Origin of the sequence: Corynebacterium sp., assembly GCF_043426755.1 — a bacterium.
Taxonomy (GTDB): Bacteria; Actinomycetota; Actinomycetes; order Mycobacteriales; family Mycobacteriaceae; genus Corynebacterium.
On sequence record NZ_JBHWRP010000040.1, the window covers coordinates 74,989 to 92,295 of the forward strand.

General features: G+C 63.0%; 16 protein-coding genes. 7 read left to right on the top strand and 9 right to left on the bottom strand.

Annotated elements, in window-relative coordinates:
- Positions 1-18 precede the first annotated feature (18 nt).
- Complete coding sequence (locus ACHFGA_RS04040; RefSeq protein ID WP_394281140.1) at positions 19-942, top strand: sulfite exporter TauE/SafE family protein; 924 nt, start codon at positions 19-21, stop codon at positions 940-942.
- Here ACHFGA_RS04040 and ACHFGA_RS04045 read toward each other — a convergent pair.
- From ACHFGA_RS04045 to ACHFGA_RS04055, 3 genes are all read right to left on the bottom strand, one after another.
- Entirely contained in the window at positions 939-2,126 is a 1,188-nt protein-coding gene (locus ACHFGA_RS04045) for an HNH endonuclease signature motif containing protein (protein WP_394281141.1), read from the bottom strand. The genes ACHFGA_RS04040 and ACHFGA_RS04045 overlap by 4 nt on opposite strands.
- Before the next feature lie 118 nt (positions 2,127-2,244).
- Positions 2,245-2,778: a type 1 glutamine amidotransferase domain-containing protein gene (locus tag ACHFGA_RS04050; RefSeq protein WP_018582275.1), complete on the bottom strand. Its 534-nt coding sequence runs from the start codon at positions 2,776-2,778 to the stop codon at positions 2,245-2,247.
- Positions 2,779-2,831: 53 nt separating this feature from the next.
- A complete protein-coding gene (locus tag ACHFGA_RS04055; RefSeq protein WP_394281174.1) occupies positions 2,832-4,226 on the bottom strand; it encodes an AI-2E family transporter in 1,395 nt (464 codons plus the stop codon).
- Positions 4,227-4,279: 53 nt separating this feature from the next.
- On the opposite strand from ACHFGA_RS04055, the gene ACHFGA_RS04060 reads away from it, so the two are divergent.
- The 5 genes from ACHFGA_RS04060 (at position 4,280) to ACHFGA_RS04080 (ending at position 9,854) form a co-directional block, all read left to right on the top strand.
- Positions 4,280-5,248: a hypothetical protein gene (locus ACHFGA_RS04060; protein WP_394281142.1), complete on the top strand. Its 969-nt coding sequence runs from the start codon at positions 4,280-4,282 to the stop codon at positions 5,246-5,248.
- A 216-nt stretch (positions 5,249-5,464) separates the two neighbouring features.
- Positions 5,465-7,327: a molecular chaperone DnaK gene (dnaK, locus tag ACHFGA_RS04065; protein WP_394281143.1), complete on the top strand. Its 1,863-nt coding sequence runs from the start codon at positions 5,465-5,467 to the stop codon at positions 7,325-7,327.
- A gap of 48 nt (positions 7,328-7,375) precedes the next feature.
- A complete protein-coding gene (gene grpE, locus ACHFGA_RS04070; protein ID WP_394281144.1) occupies positions 7,376-8,071 on the top strand; it encodes a nucleotide exchange factor GrpE in 696 nt (231 codons plus the stop codon).
- Positions 8,072-8,231: 160 nt separating this feature from the next.
- On the top strand, positions 8,232-9,422 hold the full coding sequence (gene dnaJ / locus ACHFGA_RS04075) for a molecular chaperone DnaJ (protein ID WP_394281145.1): 1,191 nt from the start codon (positions 8,232-8,234) through the stop codon (positions 9,420-9,422).
- 21 nt (positions 9,423-9,443) lie between these two features.
- Complete coding sequence (locus ACHFGA_RS04080) at positions 9,444-9,854, top strand: heat shock protein transcriptional repressor HspR (protein WP_394281146.1); 411 nt, start codon at positions 9,444-9,446, stop codon at positions 9,852-9,854.
- Positions 9,855-9,932: 78 nt separating this feature from the next.
- Here ACHFGA_RS04080 and ACHFGA_RS04085 read toward each other — a convergent pair whose 3' ends face one another.
- From ACHFGA_RS04085 to ACHFGA_RS04100, 4 genes are all read right to left on the bottom strand, one after another.
- Complete coding sequence (locus ACHFGA_RS04085) at positions 9,933-10,742, bottom strand: TIGR04086 family membrane protein (protein ID WP_394281147.1); 810 nt, start codon at positions 10,740-10,742, stop codon at positions 9,933-9,935.
- A 125-nt stretch (positions 10,743-10,867) separates the two neighbouring features.
- Positions 10,868-12,637, bottom strand: coding sequence for a pyruvate dehydrogenase (locus ACHFGA_RS04090; protein WP_394281148.1), 1,770 nt, complete (start codon positions 12,635-12,637; stop codon positions 10,868-10,870).
- A gap of 61 nt (positions 12,638-12,698) precedes the next feature.
- Complete coding sequence (locus ACHFGA_RS04095; protein ID WP_394281149.1) at positions 12,699-13,868, bottom strand: alpha/beta hydrolase; 1,170 nt, start codon at positions 13,866-13,868, stop codon at positions 12,699-12,701.
- Entirely contained in the window at positions 13,865-14,116 is a 252-nt protein-coding gene (locus tag ACHFGA_RS04100) for a hypothetical protein (protein WP_394281150.1), read from the bottom strand. Before ACHFGA_RS04100 ends, ACHFGA_RS04095 begins: the two co-directional genes overlap by 4 nt.
- An 88-nt stretch (positions 14,117-14,204) precedes the next feature.
- On the opposite strand from ACHFGA_RS04100, the gene ACHFGA_RS04105 reads away from it, so the two are divergent.
- A complete protein-coding gene (locus ACHFGA_RS04105) occupies positions 14,205-14,981 on the top strand; it encodes a carbon-nitrogen hydrolase family protein (RefSeq protein WP_394281151.1) in 777 nt (258 codons plus the stop codon).
- On the opposite strand, the gene ACHFGA_RS04110 is transcribed toward ACHFGA_RS04105, so the two are convergent.
- Together ACHFGA_RS04110 and ACHFGA_RS04115 are read right to left on the bottom strand one after the other, a co-directional pair.
- The gene (locus ACHFGA_RS04110; protein WP_394281152.1) at positions 14,978-16,123 is read right to left on the bottom strand and encodes a hypothetical protein; all 1,146 of its coding nucleotides are present in this window, start codon (positions 16,121-16,123) and stop codon (positions 14,978-14,980) included. The genes ACHFGA_RS04105 and ACHFGA_RS04110 overlap by 4 nt on opposite strands.
- 71 nt (positions 16,124-16,194) lie before the next feature.
- Entirely contained in the window at positions 16,195-17,271 is a 1,077-nt protein-coding gene (locus tag ACHFGA_RS04115; protein ID WP_394281153.1) for an LLM class flavin-dependent oxidoreductase, read from the bottom strand.
- Between the last annotated feature and the right edge of the window lie 36 nt (positions 17,272-17,307).

Here is a 17,307-nt window from a genome sequence, read left to right on the forward strand (position 1 = left end):
CAGAAAGCTGCTAGACCCATGATGACATTTATTCTCATTGCGATTGCGGGCTTCGCCGCCCAACTCGTCGATGGTGGCCTGGGCATGGGCTTCGGCATCACGTCCACCACCATCCTGATCGCCCTGGCCGGCCTTGTGCCCGCCCAGGCCGTCGCCGCCGTCAACGCCGCCCAGCTGGGCACCACCTTTGCCGCCGGCATCAGCCACTGGCGCTTCGGCAACGTGAACTGGAAACAGGCCCTTACCCTGGGTATTCCGGGCATGATCCTGTCGTTTATCGGCGCGACCGTGCTGGCCAACCTGCCGGTGTCCGCCGCCCGCCCGTTGACCGGCATCATCTTGATGGTGCTCGGCGTGCATTTGGTGATCCGGTTCAGCAGTGGTCGTCGTAAAGCACAACCTAGTGGCAAGCCGACGTCGAAAGGCGCCCTGATCGGCCTGGGCTCAATCGGCGGCTTCCTCTCCTCGACCGGTGGCGGCGGCTGGGGGCCGGTCACCGTGTCCACCCTGCTGACCATGGGGCGTGCGGAACCGCGCAAGATTGTCGGCACCGTCTCCGCCGCCGAATTCCTCGTCTCCATCGGTGGTACCGCGGGCTTCGTCGTGAGCATGTGGGACGAGCTGGCGCGCAACGCCATGATCATCCTCGCGCTGCTCATCGGCGGCGTGCTGGCAGCACCCATCGCGGCGTGGGCCGTCTCCCGCCTCAACCCTTACCTGCTGGGCGGGCTGGTCGGCACGATGCTGATCGTCCTCAACGTCCCAGCCGTCTTCGGTGGCTTCGGCTGGTCGGAGACGGTGATGTGGGCGATCCGCATCGTCATCCTGGTCGTCGGCTTCACCATCACCTTCGTCGGCGCGCGCCGTGCGAAGCGCAACCGGCAGGTCAACGTTGTCGACGAGCAGGAACCCGCCACCGAACCCACACCCGTGCACAGCTAGACAGCCAGCGGGTGGCGATTCCGTACCAGCTTCCCACCCGGCAGCACCCGGTATGTCACGCCGGCGATCTTGCGATACATTTCGCGGTCGCCGGCTTTGCCGTTGTGATAATCACACAGCATCGAAAGATTGCGCACGACCGTCAACCCGCCCTTACTATGCGGGATATTGTGATTGACCTGTGTGCGCGTCACCGGCACGCTACACCCCTCTGCGGCGCACACTGTTTGTTCGGCTTCGAGGAGGCAGCGATCTTTGTGGCTGGCGAACCTGGCCAGCGCTTTCGCCTTGGTGGCGGCGGGCACGGGTGGGTCGCCGCGGGAGGATCTTCGCTCTTCCTCCCGTTCCAGCCCGGCCCGATCGACGATGTGCCCCTCGTCGAAAAACGGGTGCAGCCCGGTGGAGATCGTGACCGCACCGTCCATGTTCGTCAGGCCGACGTATTCGGCAATTGGCTCGATCTCCATCGCCATCAGCTCGCGCCCGGTGATCAGTGCGCCGTTGGTGCAGTGCAGCACCGCATCGGCACCTTCGCCGTTGCGCAGCGCCTGGACGTCGCGCAGCGGCACCAGCACCTTCACCATGGTGCGCACTCCGCCTTCGCTTGTCGACGAACACATGCCCGCCAATAGTGCTTCTGCTGGAGAGATGCCTTCTTCTTCGGCGCGCTCGCGGGCGATCTGTTCAGCAGCGCGGATCTCAGACGACGGGCCACGCACTGTCAGGGAGGCCTCGGTGGTGCCCTCGTGGTGGGTGACCTTCATGGAGCGCTGTGGCTCGTCCTGTTCCTTCTGGTCAGCTGCGGCGTCAGCGGCGGCCTCATTGTAGGCGCGCACGCGTTCGGCGGCGTGGCGCTGGAAGTCATAGTCGTTGCCCTCGAAGGCGGTGAGCTCTTCGCGCAGGGGCCATTTGCGGGTGGAGTCGGTGAGCCGGTTGGCGTAGTTTTCGATGGACTTCAGCCGCTGCAGGCCCAGGTTGCCGCGTGTGGCGGAGTCTCGGGCGTTGCGCTGCTTGCGGGTGAAGGCGGTGGTGCCGTAGTAGAGCTTGTGCAGTTTGCGTAGCGTCGCTAGTGGTTGGGCTTCGGCTCCATGGTGGCGGAAGTCTTCGTCGGAAAGCGTGCCGACCTCGGCGATCAGCGTCATGGCGCTGGTGCCGAGGGCGGTGAGGATCTCTCCGAGGTTCATGCCTCATACGCTAAACGGCCCCCGCAATGTGCGCGGGGGCCGTTGGCGAAATGTCCGAAATCTGTGGAAAACAACATTGTTATCCACAGGACGGCCGGAAAGTGCCAGGTTTTACTTCTTAGTCGTTGCTCGACTGAAAGGCTTCGACGATCGCCGCGTTGAATGCCTCCAGGTCGGCCGGGGTGCGGGAGGAGACCAGGCCGTTGTCCACGTGGACTTCCTCGTCGACCCAGTTGGCACCGGCGTTGGTCAGGTCGGTCTTCAGCGACGCGTAGGAGGTCAGGGTGCGGCCGCGCAGAACGTCGGCGTCGGTGAGGATCCAGCCGCCGTGGCAGATCACGCCGGTGGGCTTGTCAGCCTCGAAGATGCCGCGCACGAATTCGACGGCGTGGCCGTCCATGCGGATCTTGTCGGCGTTGGAGGTGCCGCCGGGGAGGATGAGGGCGTCGAAGTCGGCGTGATTGGCCTCGGCGGAGGTCAGGTCCACCTTTTCCTCGGTGCCGTTCTTACCCTTGATGGTGCCGGCTTCGGTGGAGATGAGGGAGACCTCGGCGCCGGCGTTGGTGACGGCCTCGACTGGGCTTGCCAGCTCCGAGTCCTCGAAGCCGTTGGTGGCGATGACAGCGATCTTGCGTCCGTTGAGAGAAGACAATTTATGCTCCTTAAGTTTGGGGATCGGACTGGCCCCCACCCTATGCGAATTTGCTAATTCCCGCGTCCGGGTGCTTCGTCGATATCGTTTTCCGCGGCCGCGTCGCCGCCTTCCTTCAGCTTCTTCACGCTGGTGGCGCCATAGTCCGGGTCCACGGGCTCTTCGCCGGATTCTTTAGATTTGCGGCGGCCCATCTTGCGCAGGTTGTCGCGCACGGCTTCGAAGGCTTCGCGCGAGCTCATGGTGGCGCCTTGCTGGGTGGAGATCTGGATGTCGTCGGCAGTAATTTCGCCGGTGCGCAGAGAGACCATTTCGGCGTGGTAGCGGAACCACACGGCGACCACCGCGGCGACGGGCACCGCCAGGAACGCGCCGATGATGCCGAACAGGGTGGAGCCGACCGTCACAGACAGCAGCACGATCGCCGCGTGGAGGCCCATGGCCTTGGACTGCAGGACCGGCTGCAGCACGTTGCCCTCGATCTGCTGAACAGCGACGACGAGCACCAGCACGGCCACCGCCGCCCAGAACCCTTGGGAGACCAGCGCCACGATCACGGCCAGCGCGCCTGCGGTGAACGCACCGACGATCGGGATGAACCCGGCGAAGAAGGTGGTCACGGCCAGCGCCATTGCCAGCGGCACCTGCAGGATCACCAGCCCGATGCCGATGAAGAGGGCGTCCACGAAGGAGACGACGGCCTGCGTGCGGATGAACCCGGACAGGGTGTTCCACGAGCGCATGCACACCTCGGTGATGTGGAAGCCGGCCTTGGCACCGACGTACTTGCGCATCCATGGCAGGAAGCGGTTGCCGTCTTTGAGGAAGAAGAACGTGAGGACGAGCATGAGCACGAGCGTGACGACGATATCTGTGGCCACGCCGACACCCGAAAGCACACCGGAGGCGATATTGGAGGCCTGGTCAGTGATGTATTCGCGGACGTTCGCCAGCGCCTCGTCGATCTGGGTGGTGTCGATCGCCAGCGGCCCCGTCTCCAGCCAGTTCAGCACCTGGTCGATGCCGCGCTGCGCCTGGCTGTACAGGTCTTGGGCTTGGGAGCTGATGGTGGGGGCCATGGCGGCGAAGATGGCGAAGATGGCGCCGAAGAAGCCCACGATCACCAGGATCACGGCGAGCGCGGCCGGTACCTTGCGGTTGCGCAGCCAGCGTACCGGCGGCCACAGGACGGTGCAGAAGATCAGCGCCAGGATGGCCGGCAGCAGGCCCACCCAGATGAAGCCAAGGCCTTGCCACACGACCCACGCGGCGGCAGCGATCGCGAGTAGTCGGATCGCCCAGAGGGCGAGGGTGTGCGCGTCCGCGGACAGGATCACCGAGCGGTCAATATTTTCTTCGGAGAGTTCCTGGGCGGAGTCGGCCGGGGTGGGTTCTTTGGGCACGTTGGTGTCAGCGACGGTCTCATTAGTCTTACTCACAGGTGCCATCATGCCAGAAAACTTATGGTGCAAGAATTGTCCCGATGCCTGACAATAGGTGCATGCGAGTGACTGTGGTGACGACGGTGCCCTCCCAACACGCCCCTGCTACCGATGTGCAGGCGACCGTGGCGCGGCTTATCGACGAGTTCGCGGACGCTGGGCTAGTCGTCACTGGTCCCGATATCCGCAGCACCCACCCGCTGGCCCGCCTGGTCACGCGTGCGGCGTGCGTGTATGAGCTCTATCGTGATGACCATTACACGCCCCTTCAACTGTCAGAATTCGCACACCTGGCCTCTTTGGGCCCCACGGTGGTGCAGGTGGGCAATGGTCCGGTGCGTTCGGTGGACGGGGAGAACCTCCAAGCACCCGGCAATGACGTGAAGGTCCCCGTGGCCGAGGACGCGGTGCGGCGCAGGCTTTCGTCGTTAAGCGCCATGCGTGGGCTGGGCCATGACGTGCCGCCGGTGCTGGGGCGGGCGGAGGCGAGGCTGCGCGCGTTGCCGGAGCTGGAGGCGATGATGCGTTCGCAGGCGCTGGTGGGGCAGGTGGCGGCGCTGGTGATGGCGGGGCGGGCGCCGGAGTCGGATGATCTGGTGAGTGTGGGGCGCGGGCTGATGAGTGCGCGGGAGCGCGATTTTTTGCGCGAGGTGGGCCGGCGCGTGGCGGCGGGCGGTTTTGATGTCAGCGATGAGCTGTATAGCGAGGCCCAGGTGCATCTGACGGCGGTCGCGGCGGCGGAGGCCCTGGGGTGGGTGTTGGGGCGGGTGCTTGTCGACGATGCCCGCGTGACTCCTGCGCGGATGGATTCGGAGGCGTGGGTGATGGGTGCTCCTGGTGGTGGTTCGGGTCAGGTGCGCGGCCTGGAGGAGATTCTGGATGCTTTTGATCTGGCGCATGTGGTGCATCATGCTGCGCCGGAGTGGATGGCGCGGGAGGGGCGTCGGATAGCGAGGGGGTGGAATCGGGCGTTGGGCTGGGCGTTGTGGCCGGGTTCGCAGTGGGGGCAGAGCGAGCGAGTGATTTGAGGTGAAGTTCACAGGAAACTTTTGCCGGCGGCTGTGACCTGCGGAAACGAAGAAAGTTGAGTGGGGTTGGAATAACTTTGTGCTGGGTCCCGTTGTATAGGTTGAGTGCAATCGGCTCAAGGTTGCTGGGATCGTGTGTTAGAGTGGTTTCACAAGTTGAGCCAGAGGCAATCAACTTATCTGATGAACTTCACTTAAACAGGAGGAATAAACATAATGGGACGCGCAGTAGGAATTGACTTGGGTACCACCAATTCGGTTGTATCCGTCCTCGAAGGTGGCGAGCCAGTAGTGATCGCCAACTCGGAGGGCTCCCGTACCACCCCGTCCGTTGTCGCATTCGCGAAGAACGGCGAAATCTTGGTCGGCCAGTCCGCCAAGAACCAGGCGGTCACCAACGTTGACCGCACCATCCGCTCCGTCAAGCGCCACATGGGCTCTGACTGGTCCGTGGAAATTGACGACAAGAAGTACACCCCGCAGGAAATCTCTGCACGCACGCTGATGAAGCTGAAGCGCGACGCAGAGTCCTACCTTGGTGATGAGGTCACCGAGGCAGTTATTACCGTCCCTGCGTACTTCGAAGACGCACAGCGCCAGGCCACCAAGGAGGCCGGCCAGATCGCAGGCCTCAACGTCCTGCGTATTGTTAACGAGCCAACCGCAGCAGCTCTGGCCTACGGCCTGGAGAAGGGCGAGAAGGAACAGACCATCCTGGTGTTCGACCTGGGTGGCGGTACCTTCGACGTCTCCCTGCTGGAGATTGGTGACGGCGTCGTCGAGGTGCTTGCAACCGCAGGTGACAACGAGCTCGGCGGCGATGACTGGGATCAGCGCATCGTCGATTGGCTCGTCGAAAAGTTTAAGTCTGCCCACGGCATCGACCGGACCAAGCCCACGAGGGCGCGGCAGCGTCTGCGCGAGGCAGCAGAGAAGGCAAAGATTGAGCTGTCCAGCTCCCAGCAGGCTTCCATCAACCTGCCGTACATCACCGTGGACTCTGAGAAGAACCCACTGTTCCTGGACGAAACGCTGAGCCGCACCGAGTTCCAGAAGATCACCTCTGATCTGCTGGATCGCACCAAGTCGCCATTCAACCAGGTGATCAAGGACGCCGGCCTGTCCGTCTCCGAGATCGACCACGTGGTCATGGTGGGCGGCTCCACCCGTATGCCAGCTGTTACCGACATGGTCAAGGACCTCACCGGTGGCAAGGAGCCAAACAAGGGCGTGAACCCGGACGAGGTTGTCGCACTGGGTGCCGCTCTGCAGGCAGGTGTGCTGACCGGCGACGTCAAGGACGTTCTGCTTCTCGACGTCACCCCGCTCTCCCTGGGCATTGAGACCAAGGGAGGTGTGATGACCAAGCTCATCGAACGCAACACCACCATCCCAACCAAGCGCTCCGAGACCTTCACCACTGCCGAAGACAACCAGCCTTCCGTGCAGATCCAGGTCTTCCAGGGTGAGCGTGAGATGGCATCGGCCAACACCTTGCTCGGTTCCTTCGAGCTGGGCGGCATCGCACCAGCACCACGTGGCGTGCCACAGATCGAGGTCACCTTCGACATCGACTCCAACGGCATCGTCAGCGAGTCCGCAAAGGACAAGGGCACCGGTAAGGAAAACACGATCACCATCCAGGACGGCTCCAAGCTGTCCCAGGAAGAGATCGACCGCATGATCAAGTACGCCGAAGAGCACGCGGAAGAGGACAAGAAGCGCCGCGAGGAGCAGGAAACCCGCAACTCCGCAGAAACCGCTTCCTACCAGACCCGCAAGTTCGTCGACGAGAACTCCGAGAAGGTCTCCGAGGACGTCAAGGCCAAGGTCATCGCAGCGGCAGACAAGGTCGACGAGGCGCTCAAGGGCGACGACCTCGAGGCCATCAAGTCCGCTGTCGAGGAGCTGAACACCGAGTCCCAGGAGATGGGCAAGCAGCTCTACGAGGCTGAGGCCAACACCGGCGCAACCCAGGCTGACGCTGGCGACTCCGCCAACGCTGCCGACGACAACGTCGTCGACGCCGAGGTTGTCGAAGAGGACGAGTCCGACTCTGATAACTCCGACAACAAGTAGGCCCGACCCCGCGTAGTGACGCGCGGGGAGCCACGAGAAAGATGGTGAATGATAATGGCACAAGAAATGCCGAACGATCCAGGTAACCCGGACAACACCGACCCGGAGTTCACCAGCCCGAACGAGGCCGAGCAGGCAGCAGCCGACGCCGCTAAGGCACAGGCCGACGCCCGCGCTGACGCCGCCGAAGAGGCCGCGGAAGAGGCCGCGATCGATCCAGAGCTTGAAGCAGAGATCGACGAGGCGCTCGCAGGCGTCGACGAGCAGGAAGCCGCCGAAGCGGAAGCAGCAGCCGCAGTCCCTGACGTAGAGGCCCAGTTGGCTGAGCGCACCGAGGACCTGCAGCGTGTGAGCGCCGAGTACGCGAACTACCGTCGTCGTACTGAGCGCGAGCGCACCGCCGCCGTCGAGACCGCGAAGGCCAAGGTAATCACCGAGTTCCTGCCGCTTCTCGACGACCTCGAGCTAGCCAAGCAGCACGGCGACCTCGACGAGGGCCCGCTGAAGGCCTTCGCCGACAAGCTGAACAACGTGCTGGCCGGCCAGAAGCTGGAAGCATTCGGTGCAGAAGGCGACGAGTTCGACCCGGAGATCCACGAGGCGGTCCAGGACCTGTCCGAAGGCGAGGAGAAGCGCTTGGGCACGGTGCTGCGCAAGGGCTACCGCTTGGGCGATCGCCTAGTGCGCAACGCCATGGTGATCATTGCGGATCCGCAGGAGACGCAAGAGCCAGAGGCTGAATAAGTAGCGATAGGCGACACGCCGTGTTAGAAAAAGGCCGGGGACCACTAGCTTTGGCCCCGGCCTTTCCACAATTTCATAGAATTAGATTTGATAAATATTTCACAAAATATATTTAACCCAACAACACTCTTCGAATAGAAGCGAAAGGAGGAGATGACCCGTGGCAATGAACCGTGAATGGGCAGATAAGGACTATTACGGGGACCTGGGCGTCTCCAAGAACGCCTCAGCGGCGGATATTAAGAAGGCATACCGGAAACTCGCGCGCGAGAACCACCCGGACCAAAACCCGGGAGACACGAAGGCGGAGGAGCGCTTTAAGAAGGCTGCCGAAGCTTATGACGTGCTTTCCGACGAAAAGTCGCGCAAGGAATACGACCAGCTGAAATCGATGATCGGTTCCGGTGGTTTCCCCGGCTTCGGAGGGGCAGGTGGTTCCGGCTTTCCGGGCGGGTTTCGTCAGACGTCGACGGAAAACAGCGACTTCTCAGACATCTTCGGAGGAGGACCCGGTGGAGGATTTTCTGAAGAAGGCGGTCTTGGTGACATCTTCGGCGGCCTCTTTAATCGTGGCGGCGGTGGTGGCAAGTCAGCGCGGCCGACGCGGGGGGCGGATGTAGAAACCCGCATTACCCTCGACTTCCGCGAGGCCGCCCAGGGCACCACAATCCCGCTGGAGCTTTCCGGTGAGGCGCCGTGTACGACGTGCCACGGTTCCGGCTCGAAGTCGGGCAACCCGACGACGTGTTCCGAGTGTTCCGGCTCTGGCTTTGTCAGTGAGCAAAAAGGCGCGTTCGGTATGTCGCGTCCGTGCACCAAGTGTGGCGGCTCCGGCCAGGTCATTGAGGACCCCTGCCCGACCTGCTCGGGACGGGGCACGGTGCACCGCACCAGGTCGATTACCGTGCGTATCCCCGCGGGCGTGATCGACGGGCAGAAGGTGCGCCTGGCTGGGCAGGGGGAGGCTGGCCCGAACGGCACCCCGGCGGGCGACTTGTTCGTGCACGTCACGGTGCGCCCGGACAAGGTGTTCACCCGCGATGGTGATGACCTTGAGGTGACCGTGCCGGTGTCCTTTGCTGAGCTTGCGCTTGGCGGCACCGTGACGGTGCCCACTTTGGACAAGCGCGTGAAGGTGAAGGTTCCGGCGGGCACGCCGAACGGCCGCACCCTGCGTGTGCGTGGGCGTGGCATCCCGAAAAATTCCGGTGCGGGCGACCTACTGGTCACCGTTGAGGTACAGGTTCCGACGAACCTCGACGCGGCGGCCACCAGCGACCTGCGCACCTACGCCCAGGCTGAGAAGGATTCCGGCTTTGATCCGCGTCGCGGATGGGCCGGCGCCAATTAGTGGAGCAGGGAGGTGAATACCATGGCAGAAAAGGAATCGCGTAACGATAATTACGAAGAATACTTCGTCATCTCAGTTGCTGCGGAGCTGACTGGCATGCACGCACAAACCCTGCGCACCTACGACCGCATGGGGCTGGTGACCCCGATGCGGACCTCGGGCGGTGGGCGCCGCTATTCCCACCGTGACATCTCGATGCTGCGGAGGATCCAGCAGCTCTCACAGGAAGAGGGCGTGAACTTGGCCGGCATCAAGACGATTATCGAATTGTCGGAGGAGATCGAAGAACTCCAGTCCCGCCTTGAGCACACTGAGCAGCAGAATAAGGAACTGCGCCAGCAGCTGTCGCGGGGCGGACGCACGAGCGGGGAGTTGGTGCATGTTCCGCGTTCCACGGCGATGGTGATGTGGAACCCACGGCGTCGTCGATAGGCGCAGATAGGCGCCGAAAGGCAAAAGTAAACGCCCTGGCCAACCGTGATGGTTGGGCAGGGCGTTCGTGCTGTGTAATTAGCGCTGGGTGCTTACGACCTCGTGAGTCTTCTTGTTGATCACGCTGCGTGCACCTGCAACACCGGCCAGGGCGGCCAGTACCGCGCCAAGCAGGAGGCCACCGAAGGTCCACCAGCCACCTTCAGCGATTGCTGGTGCGGCTTCGTTCAGAGTCTGCTGAGCATTGTCAGCTGCCTGCTGTGCGGAATCCTGAACCTGGTTCGGGTCAACGTTGTTAGCTGCGTTGTTGGCAGCATCCTGTGCCTGCTGTGGGTCCACAGTGGTTGCCTGCGCGCCGGTCTCAGCGGCGGTGCCCACAATGCTGCCAGCGGTGCCGATCAGGCTTGTGCCCAGCCAGCCGGCCAGAACAACGGCGGCGATTAGGGACGTAGCCCAGGTAGCGAAGCCGTGGAAGAGGCCACCGCGAACGCCCAGGGCGCCTGCGACGTAACCGGCTGCCAGGAAGGCAATAACCAGCCCGATCAGTGTGAAGATACCCACCGCGGTGCCGGAGGAGTCCTGCAGACCCATGGCGGCAGCGCCGACCCCGAGCAGGATCATGATGGACAGGAAGGTCACAACACCGGCGAAGATGGCGCCCCAGGACACGTTGCCTTTGGCCACATGTGGGTTAGAGGTGCCGATGAAGGCTTCCTGCGCGCTGTGGTCGTCGGGGTGGGTTTTCGTCTCCACGTCGTAGGCACGTGTGGTGCTGTGGTCGTGGGTGTGTGCCTTCGTTTCCACGTCGTGGGCACGCGCGGTGCTGTGGTCCTCGTTACGCACTGTGCGCGCGTCGCGGTTGTCTGGTGTGCGGGAATGATCGGTCACTTAATCGTCCTTTCACAAACAATCATATAAATAACGTACAACTTATAGCTTAACGGAGGACTAGGAATTATGCCGTTGCGTTTATATAACGTTTTGACTATCCCGTTGTGACCGACCAATCGCGACTAGGTCAGCGTGTTCTTGCCAATCGTCGCAGCGCCACCAATATTGCGCAGGTTGGCACGCGCCAGATCCACCATGCGGCCCACACCACCGTCAAGAACCGTCTTCGCGGCCGACGTCGAAAAGCCCATGAGCATCTCCCAGGTGATATTCGGTGGCAGCGACAGGGCGTCGGGGTCCGTCACCATGTCCACCAGCGCGGGGCCGGGGTGTGCCAGGGCGGCGCGGACGGCGTCGGCAAGCTCGTCGGGCTTTTCGACGCGGAACGCCTTGATCCCAACAGCCTCGGCGATGGAGGCGAAGTTGACCTGCTCGTGGTCGGTCTCGAACTCCTGCAGGCCGGCCACCATCATCTCCAGCTTCACCATGCCCAGCGAGGCGTTGTTGAACACCATCATCTTCACGGGCAGGTCGTGCAACTTCACGGTGAGCAGCTCAGACAGCAGCATGCTCAGACCACCATCGCCGGAAAAGGTGATCACCTGGCGGTCGCGGTCAGCGGCCTGGATGCCGATCGCCTGTGGCAGGGCGTTGGCCATGGTGCCGTGCTTGAAGGAACCGACCTCCTGCCGCTTGCCGTTCGGGGTGATGTAGCGGGCGGACCAGACGTTGCACATACCGGTATCGACGGTGAAGACCGCGTCCTCGTCGGCAAGCTCGTCGATAATGTTGGCTGCGTACTCGGGGTGAATCGGGGTCGCGGCCTCTGCGTGCTTCTCGGTATAAGCATCGACGACGCTTTCCAAGGCAGCAGCGTGATCCTTCAGCTGCTTATCCAGGAAGGAGCGGTCGGTCTTTTCGTCGACATGCGGCAAAATATTCTCAATCACGCTAGCGACATCGCCGACCACAGGGTACTTCACGGTGGTGCGACGCCCGATCTTCCTGCCATCGATATCGATCTGCGCCACGTTCTTCGTCGGCAGCCAATCGTTATATGGGAAGTCGGTGCCCACCAGGATCAGTAGGTCGGCGTCATACATGGCGTCGCGGCACGCGCCGTAGCCAAGCAGTCCGGACATACCCACGTCAAAGGGGTTGTCGTACTGGATGTACATCTTGCCGCCGAAGGCGTGGCCGATGGGGGACTTAATCTTCTCCGCCAACGCCAGCACCTGCTCGCGCGCGTCCGCGACACCGGCGCCACAGAACAAGGTGACAGTGTCGGCCGCATTAATTGCCTGCACCAAAGCGGCAGCTTCGGACTGGTCAGGGAAGACGCGCACGTTCGTGCCACGCGCAATCACCGAGGCAGCCGGGCCACTATCGATAGCGTCTTGCTCGAAGACATCGCCAGGGATCACGGCCACGGACACACCGGCGCCAGCCATCGTCGACTGGATCCCGCCGTGCACCACCCGTGCGGCCTGCTCGGCGCTGAAGCACATTTCGCAGTACGACGAGCACTCCTGGAAAATCTTTTCTGGGTGGGTCTCCTGGAAATAGCCGGAGCCGATCTGCAGGCTCGGAATGTGGGAGGCGATCGCTAGGACTTTGGCGCCGTTGCGGTGGGCGTCGTACAGCCCCTGGATCAGGTGGGTGTTGCCGGGGCCGCACGATGCCGCGCAGACCGCCAGCTCACCGGTGATCAGGGATTCGGCACCGGCGGCGAAGGCTGCGGCTTCCTCGTTGCGGACGTGGATCCATTCGATGGAGCTTTCGCGCACCGCGTCCGAAAACGGGTTCAGCGAGTCGCCGACCAGGCCATAAATGCGTTTCACGCCTTGCTCTTCGAGCATGGCGACTATCTGTTGTGCTAGATTCTTTGCCATATCACTTCTCCTTTATTGGTACGACCACCATGGTACGCGTCGGAGAAAATTCCAGAGCAGGCTAGCGACGGTTTAATTCACCCACCCTCCGCCACAGTTCCTTGCTGGTCCAATGCCCGCCGTGCCCGCCGGCCGAGTGCAGCCGCATGATCTCCGCGCCAAAACCGGACCAGCCCGGGTTGTAGCCGTGGACCGCGCGGATTCCGGGGCGTGTGAACCGGATGGGATCGTTCAGGGTATCGGCCACCAGCAGATGCGGCTCCTCGCTAAACAGTGTGAGCTCGTCGGCACGCGCCACGGGCACCCCGGGAGAGCCCAGCAGCACCACGTTATCCGCATACAGTCCGTGCGTTGCCGCGGCTTCGCTGACCACCACGGTGCCATAACTATGCCCCACGACCGTCCGCGTGGCGTCGGGAAAGCGCTGGTGAAGCGCGGATTGGAAGTAGGAGAGATCATCGCCGGCCGCCGCCGCATATGTGTCTTTCGCCGCCTCCAGCAGGTTGCCCGGCGCGGTATAGCCCAGCCACACCACGGTGGGCGCCCCGGCCTCCTGTGCCATGAATGCGCCGCGCTCGAGGTAGCCTTCCAGGCCGTCGCTTGCCGACGAGCCCATGCCCGCTACCAAGGTCATCACCGCCTCGGGGTCCTCTTTCACCTCGCCGACCAAGACGGCGATCCCGCCGGGCCCAGCTTCCAGGATCCTGCCATTGTGCTTGTCGACGACCTCCGCGACCTTTGCGGGGACCGTGGCCATGTGGCGTTGGTGCAGCTCATCGAAGGTGAGGTCTGGGTGGTCATAGAGCCGGTCCATGGTGGGTTCTGGCACCGACATGTTTTTGCTGGTGAGCGCGGCTGCCACCGCCAAGTTCAGGTCGATGCGGTCGAGTTCGGTGTCTGCGATGAACCCGAGGGCCGCGATATTGACGGGGCTGAAAGGCTTTGCAAAGGGGCGCAGCGCCGCGATGATGTGCAAGGAAAGCTGCTCCAGCAGGTCGGCTGTCTTCAGGACGCCGATGCTTGGTGTGGCGTCGGCGGCGATGCGGGAGGCGTTCGTCGATAAGCCTGCAAAGCGAGCACGGGCGGCGTCGGCTGCTTCGCCGGAAAACTCGCCTGCGTTGAGGTGGTTGAGAATCTTGGCCACGGTGGCTTCGTGGTCTGTGGCGGATTGGCGCAGGTCGTCGAGGATTGCGGCGGCGTCGCCATAGGGGTGTGGTGGCAGGGCGATCATGACAGCTCCTGGGAAAAGTTGTCGTCGGCACGCTTGACGGTCTGGGCGAAGGCCGCGACTTCAGCGGCGTGGGTGGTGATGCGGACGGCGCACTCGTTCAGCCGGTCCGCAAGCTGGCCGGACAGCGCGGCGAAAGCGGTGGACGCGTTCGACTCCGGCAGCGGGTTATGCACGACGAACCGGGGCAGGCCGGGGGCTAATGATTGGACGGATGTGACGTGTGTGGGATCAATATCTAAAGGTTTCATGCCCATACTGTGACCCATGTGCGCCGGGCGCGCGGGGCGGCCAGAAAAATCTGTGGATAACTCAAAGTTATCCACATAAAGTGGTGCCATGAAGATCGGAATCGTGCAGATCACCACCGCAGACGATAAGATAAAAAATTTTGCCCTCGCCGCCGAGTCCATCCGGCGCGCGGCCGACCAGGGCGCAGAGCTCATCGTGTGCCCCGAGGCAACCTCGCAGGCTTTCGGCCAGGGGCGGCTAGACACACAGGCCGAAAACCTGGATGGAGAGTTTTCCACCGCCATGGCATCGCTTGCCGACGAATTGGGCGTGGTTCTTGTCGCCGGTATGTTCCGGCCGGCCGATGTGCTCGACGACAAGAACCGCGTGTATAACACCGCGCTAGTCACCGGTGGTGGGCACCACTTTGGCTACGACAAAATCAACACCTATGACGCGTTTAACTATGCGGAGTCCGACACCGTGAAACCCGGCGAGGACCTGATGATTTTTGACCACAACGGGGTCAACGTGGGCGTGGCCATCTGCTTTGATATTCGCTTCCCAGATCTCTTCCAGGAGCTGGCGCGCGCCGGGGCAGAGGTGATCGTGGTGCCCACCAGCTGGGCGAATGGTGAGGGGAAGTTGGAACAGTGGCGGATTTTAACCTCTGCTCGCGCGCTGGACTCCACGGCGTTCATCGCGGCGGCTGGGCAGGCCCGCCCGACAGGTGAGACGAGTGGGCCGACTGGGTTGGGGCATTCCACCGTGGTTGATCCCTTTGGCCACCGCGTGATGGAGCTGGGCTATGAATCGGAGGTGGCTGTCGTGGAGATTGATCCGGCGCTGGTGGAGAAGGCGCGTACGTCGCTGCCGATTCTCTAAGGCTGTTCGGGCATGGGCCACTGGTCGGGGCCGGTCGGGGTGACCATTTGGATGTCCACCTCCTCGGCGCCGGCCTTGAGCAGTGCGTTCTTGATGGCGCCGGTGGCGTCTTCGGGCCCGCACAGGATGATCTGGCGGCCCCAGAACATGCCCACCCCGGAGACGACCATCGTGACGGGCAAAGCCACGGGGGTGAGCCCGGCTAAGCGATCGCCCTTACTATCGGCGTCGACGAAGTCGTCGCCGTCGACCACCGGGGTGACGGTGAGCCAGTCCTGGGTGGCAGCAAGGGCTGCGAACGTAGACACCTCGTAGAGTTGTGTCGGGCGTTCGGCGGCGAGTACCACGTGGACTTTTGGCCGTTCGGACTGTTCCAGCAGGTCGAAGACAAGGGCCTTCACGGCCGCGATCCCCGTCCCGACGCCCACCAGCAGCGCATCGCGGGCAGGATCGAGCGAGACATCGCCGCGGGCTGCGCCCAGTGTCCAGTATTCGCCTTGCTGGACGGGGATGTCGTCGGGGACGTGCAGCTCCATCTGGCCGAAGCGGTTCGGTGGGACAGCGGGGGCGAGGTGGAGCCATTCGCCGCGGCGCTGCATCGGCATCACTGGTACTTGCTGGCCGGCTTCGTAGTCCACGGGCAGGCCGGCTTCCAGATGCAGCACGTTCACGCCTTCGGCGGCGTGCTCCACAGCCGTGACTTGGGCGGCGTTGGCCGGTGGTACGCCTTCGGCGTCGGCTTCGGCGGCACCCGCGCTCATCTCTGAACAGATTCGCCCGGCAACAGCCATCGCGGCATCGACCCGCGCGGCTGGCAAATCATCGCCGATGGTTTCTGCGATGGCATCGCCAAGTAGCAGGCCGAACAGATCATAGGTATCTGAGGGGAACCCGTGCCGGCGGTGGTCCACACCCAGCTGCCGGATCCGCGCACTGAGCTCAGGGGAGATGGGTTCGTCGATAAGCGAACGCTCCAACACCCAGCCCAAGGCCCGAGGTAAGTCGGCGTGGGCGCCGGCGAGGTCCTCCCGGAAGAGGTTGCGTGCCTCTGGGATGGCTTCGAAGAGGCGTTGGTTCAGGATGCAGTTAAGGTCGCCGCCACGCTCGCGGATGAGCTGGCCGACGTCGGCGAGTGTTCCCAATCGAATCGAGAGCTCCCTAGCGCAGGTGTATAGACAATTACTTTCCGGCGAAAGTATCGGTTCCCTTGATCTTAATACGCCGAGATGTCATAACCCTCCACGAGGCCTTCGGAATTCGGAATCCAGCCAAGCGAAGGGGCGACGTGCTCGGCGAAACTCTGCAGAATCTTCACGTTCAGGTCCACACCCATGGTGTTGGGGATGGTGATTAGCAGCGTGTCGGCGGCGGCGATCGCGGGGTCGGCCTGTAGCTGCTCGATCAGCACATCCGGCTCGGCGGCGTAGGTGCGGCCGAAGGTGACGTTGCGGCCCTCGCCTAGGGAACCGATCTGATCTTCGCCGGTGGCCTGGAGCTGGAAGTAGTTGCGGGTTTCGTCATCCACGATCGGGAAGATGGAGCGGGAGATGGAGACGCGCGGGTTCGTGCGCTCATGCCCGGCTTCCTTCCATGCCTGGCGGTAGACGTCGATCTGGCTGCGCTGCACTTCGCCGAGGCTGCGGCCGTCGGCCTCAGAGACCAGCGTGGAGCTCATCAGGTTCACGCCGTCCTTGGCTGCCTGGATCGCGGAGTCGTTGGAGCCGGAGCCCCAGAAGATCCGGCTGTGCAGCTCAGGCGAGTGCGGGAAGATGGGCAGCGGCGCGCCGTCCTGGTACATCCGCGGGTACTGCTGCGCGGCGGGGGCTGCTTTGGCCATGCCGTAGCCGTCGATGGCCTTGAGGAAGAGTTCGAATTTCTCGCGCGCCATGTCCGCCCCGTTGGGTGCTTTGGCGGAGTAGCCGAAGGATTCCCAGCCCTTGTCGGCCGGCTCTGGTGATCCGCGGGACACGCCCAGCGCGGTGCGCCCGTCCGCGAGTATGTCTAGCGCTGCCGCCTCTTCGGCCAGGTACAGGGGGTTTTCGTAGCGCATATCGATTACGCCGGTGCCCACCTCAATGTGCTTAGTCGCCCCGATCACGGCGCCGAGCAGCGGCATGGGGGAAGCGCCCTGGGGTGCGAAGTGGTGGACGCGGAAGGATGCATTGTTCACACCGATCTCATCGGCCGCCTTAGCGATCTCTACGTGGTCGTGCAAAACCTGGCGCACGTCAGGGCCCTGCTGGGCGCCGATGGCGTGGTGTCCGAAGCTCAAAAATCCAAAAGCTTTCATTGTAGCGGGTCTCCTCGTAAAAGTTAGTGTCTTATC

Bases quoted from the DNA above. Each gene is read 5' to 3' on its own strand.
- ACHFGA_RS04040 (WP_394281140.1), top strand. From the start codon at position 19: ATGATGACATTTATTCTCATTGCGATTGCGGGCTTCGCCGCCCAACTC.
- ACHFGA_RS04045 (WP_394281141.1), bottom strand. From the start codon at position 2,126: ATGAACCTCGGAGAGATCCTCACCGCCCTCGGCACCAGCGCCATGACG.
- ACHFGA_RS04055 (WP_394281174.1), bottom strand. From the start codon at position 4,226: ATGGCACCTGTGAGTAAGACTAATGAGACCGTCGCTGACACCAACGTG.
- ACHFGA_RS04060 (WP_394281142.1), top strand. From the start codon at position 4,280: ATGCGAGTGACTGTGGTGACGACGGTGCCCTCCCAACACGCCCCTGCT.
- dnaK (WP_394281143.1), top strand. From the start codon at position 5,465: ATGGGACGCGCAGTAGGAATTGACTTGGGTACCACCAATTCGGTTGTA.
- grpE (WP_394281144.1), top strand. From the start codon at position 7,376: ATGATAATGGCACAAGAAATGCCGAACGATCCAGGTAACCCGGACAAC.
- ACHFGA_RS04080 (WP_394281146.1), top strand. From the start codon at position 9,444: ATGGCAGAAAAGGAATCGCGTAACGATAATTACGAAGAATACTTCGTC.
- ACHFGA_RS04090 (WP_394281148.1), bottom strand. From the start codon at position 12,637: ATGGCAAAGAATCTAGCACAACAGATAGTCGCCATGCTCGAAGAGCAA.
- ACHFGA_RS04095 (WP_394281149.1), bottom strand. From the start codon at position 13,868: ATGATCGCCCTGCCACCACACCCCTATGGCGACGCCGCCGCAATCCTC.
- ACHFGA_RS04100 (WP_394281150.1), bottom strand. From the start codon at position 14,116: ATGAAACCTTTAGATATTGATCCCACACACGTCACATCCGTCCAATCA.
- ACHFGA_RS04105 (WP_394281151.1), top strand. From the start codon at position 14,205: ATGAAGATCGGAATCGTGCAGATCACCACCGCAGACGATAAGATAAAA.
- ACHFGA_RS04115 (WP_394281153.1), bottom strand. From the start codon at position 17,271: ATGAAAGCTTTTGGATTTTTGAGCTTCGGACACCACGCCATCGGCGCC.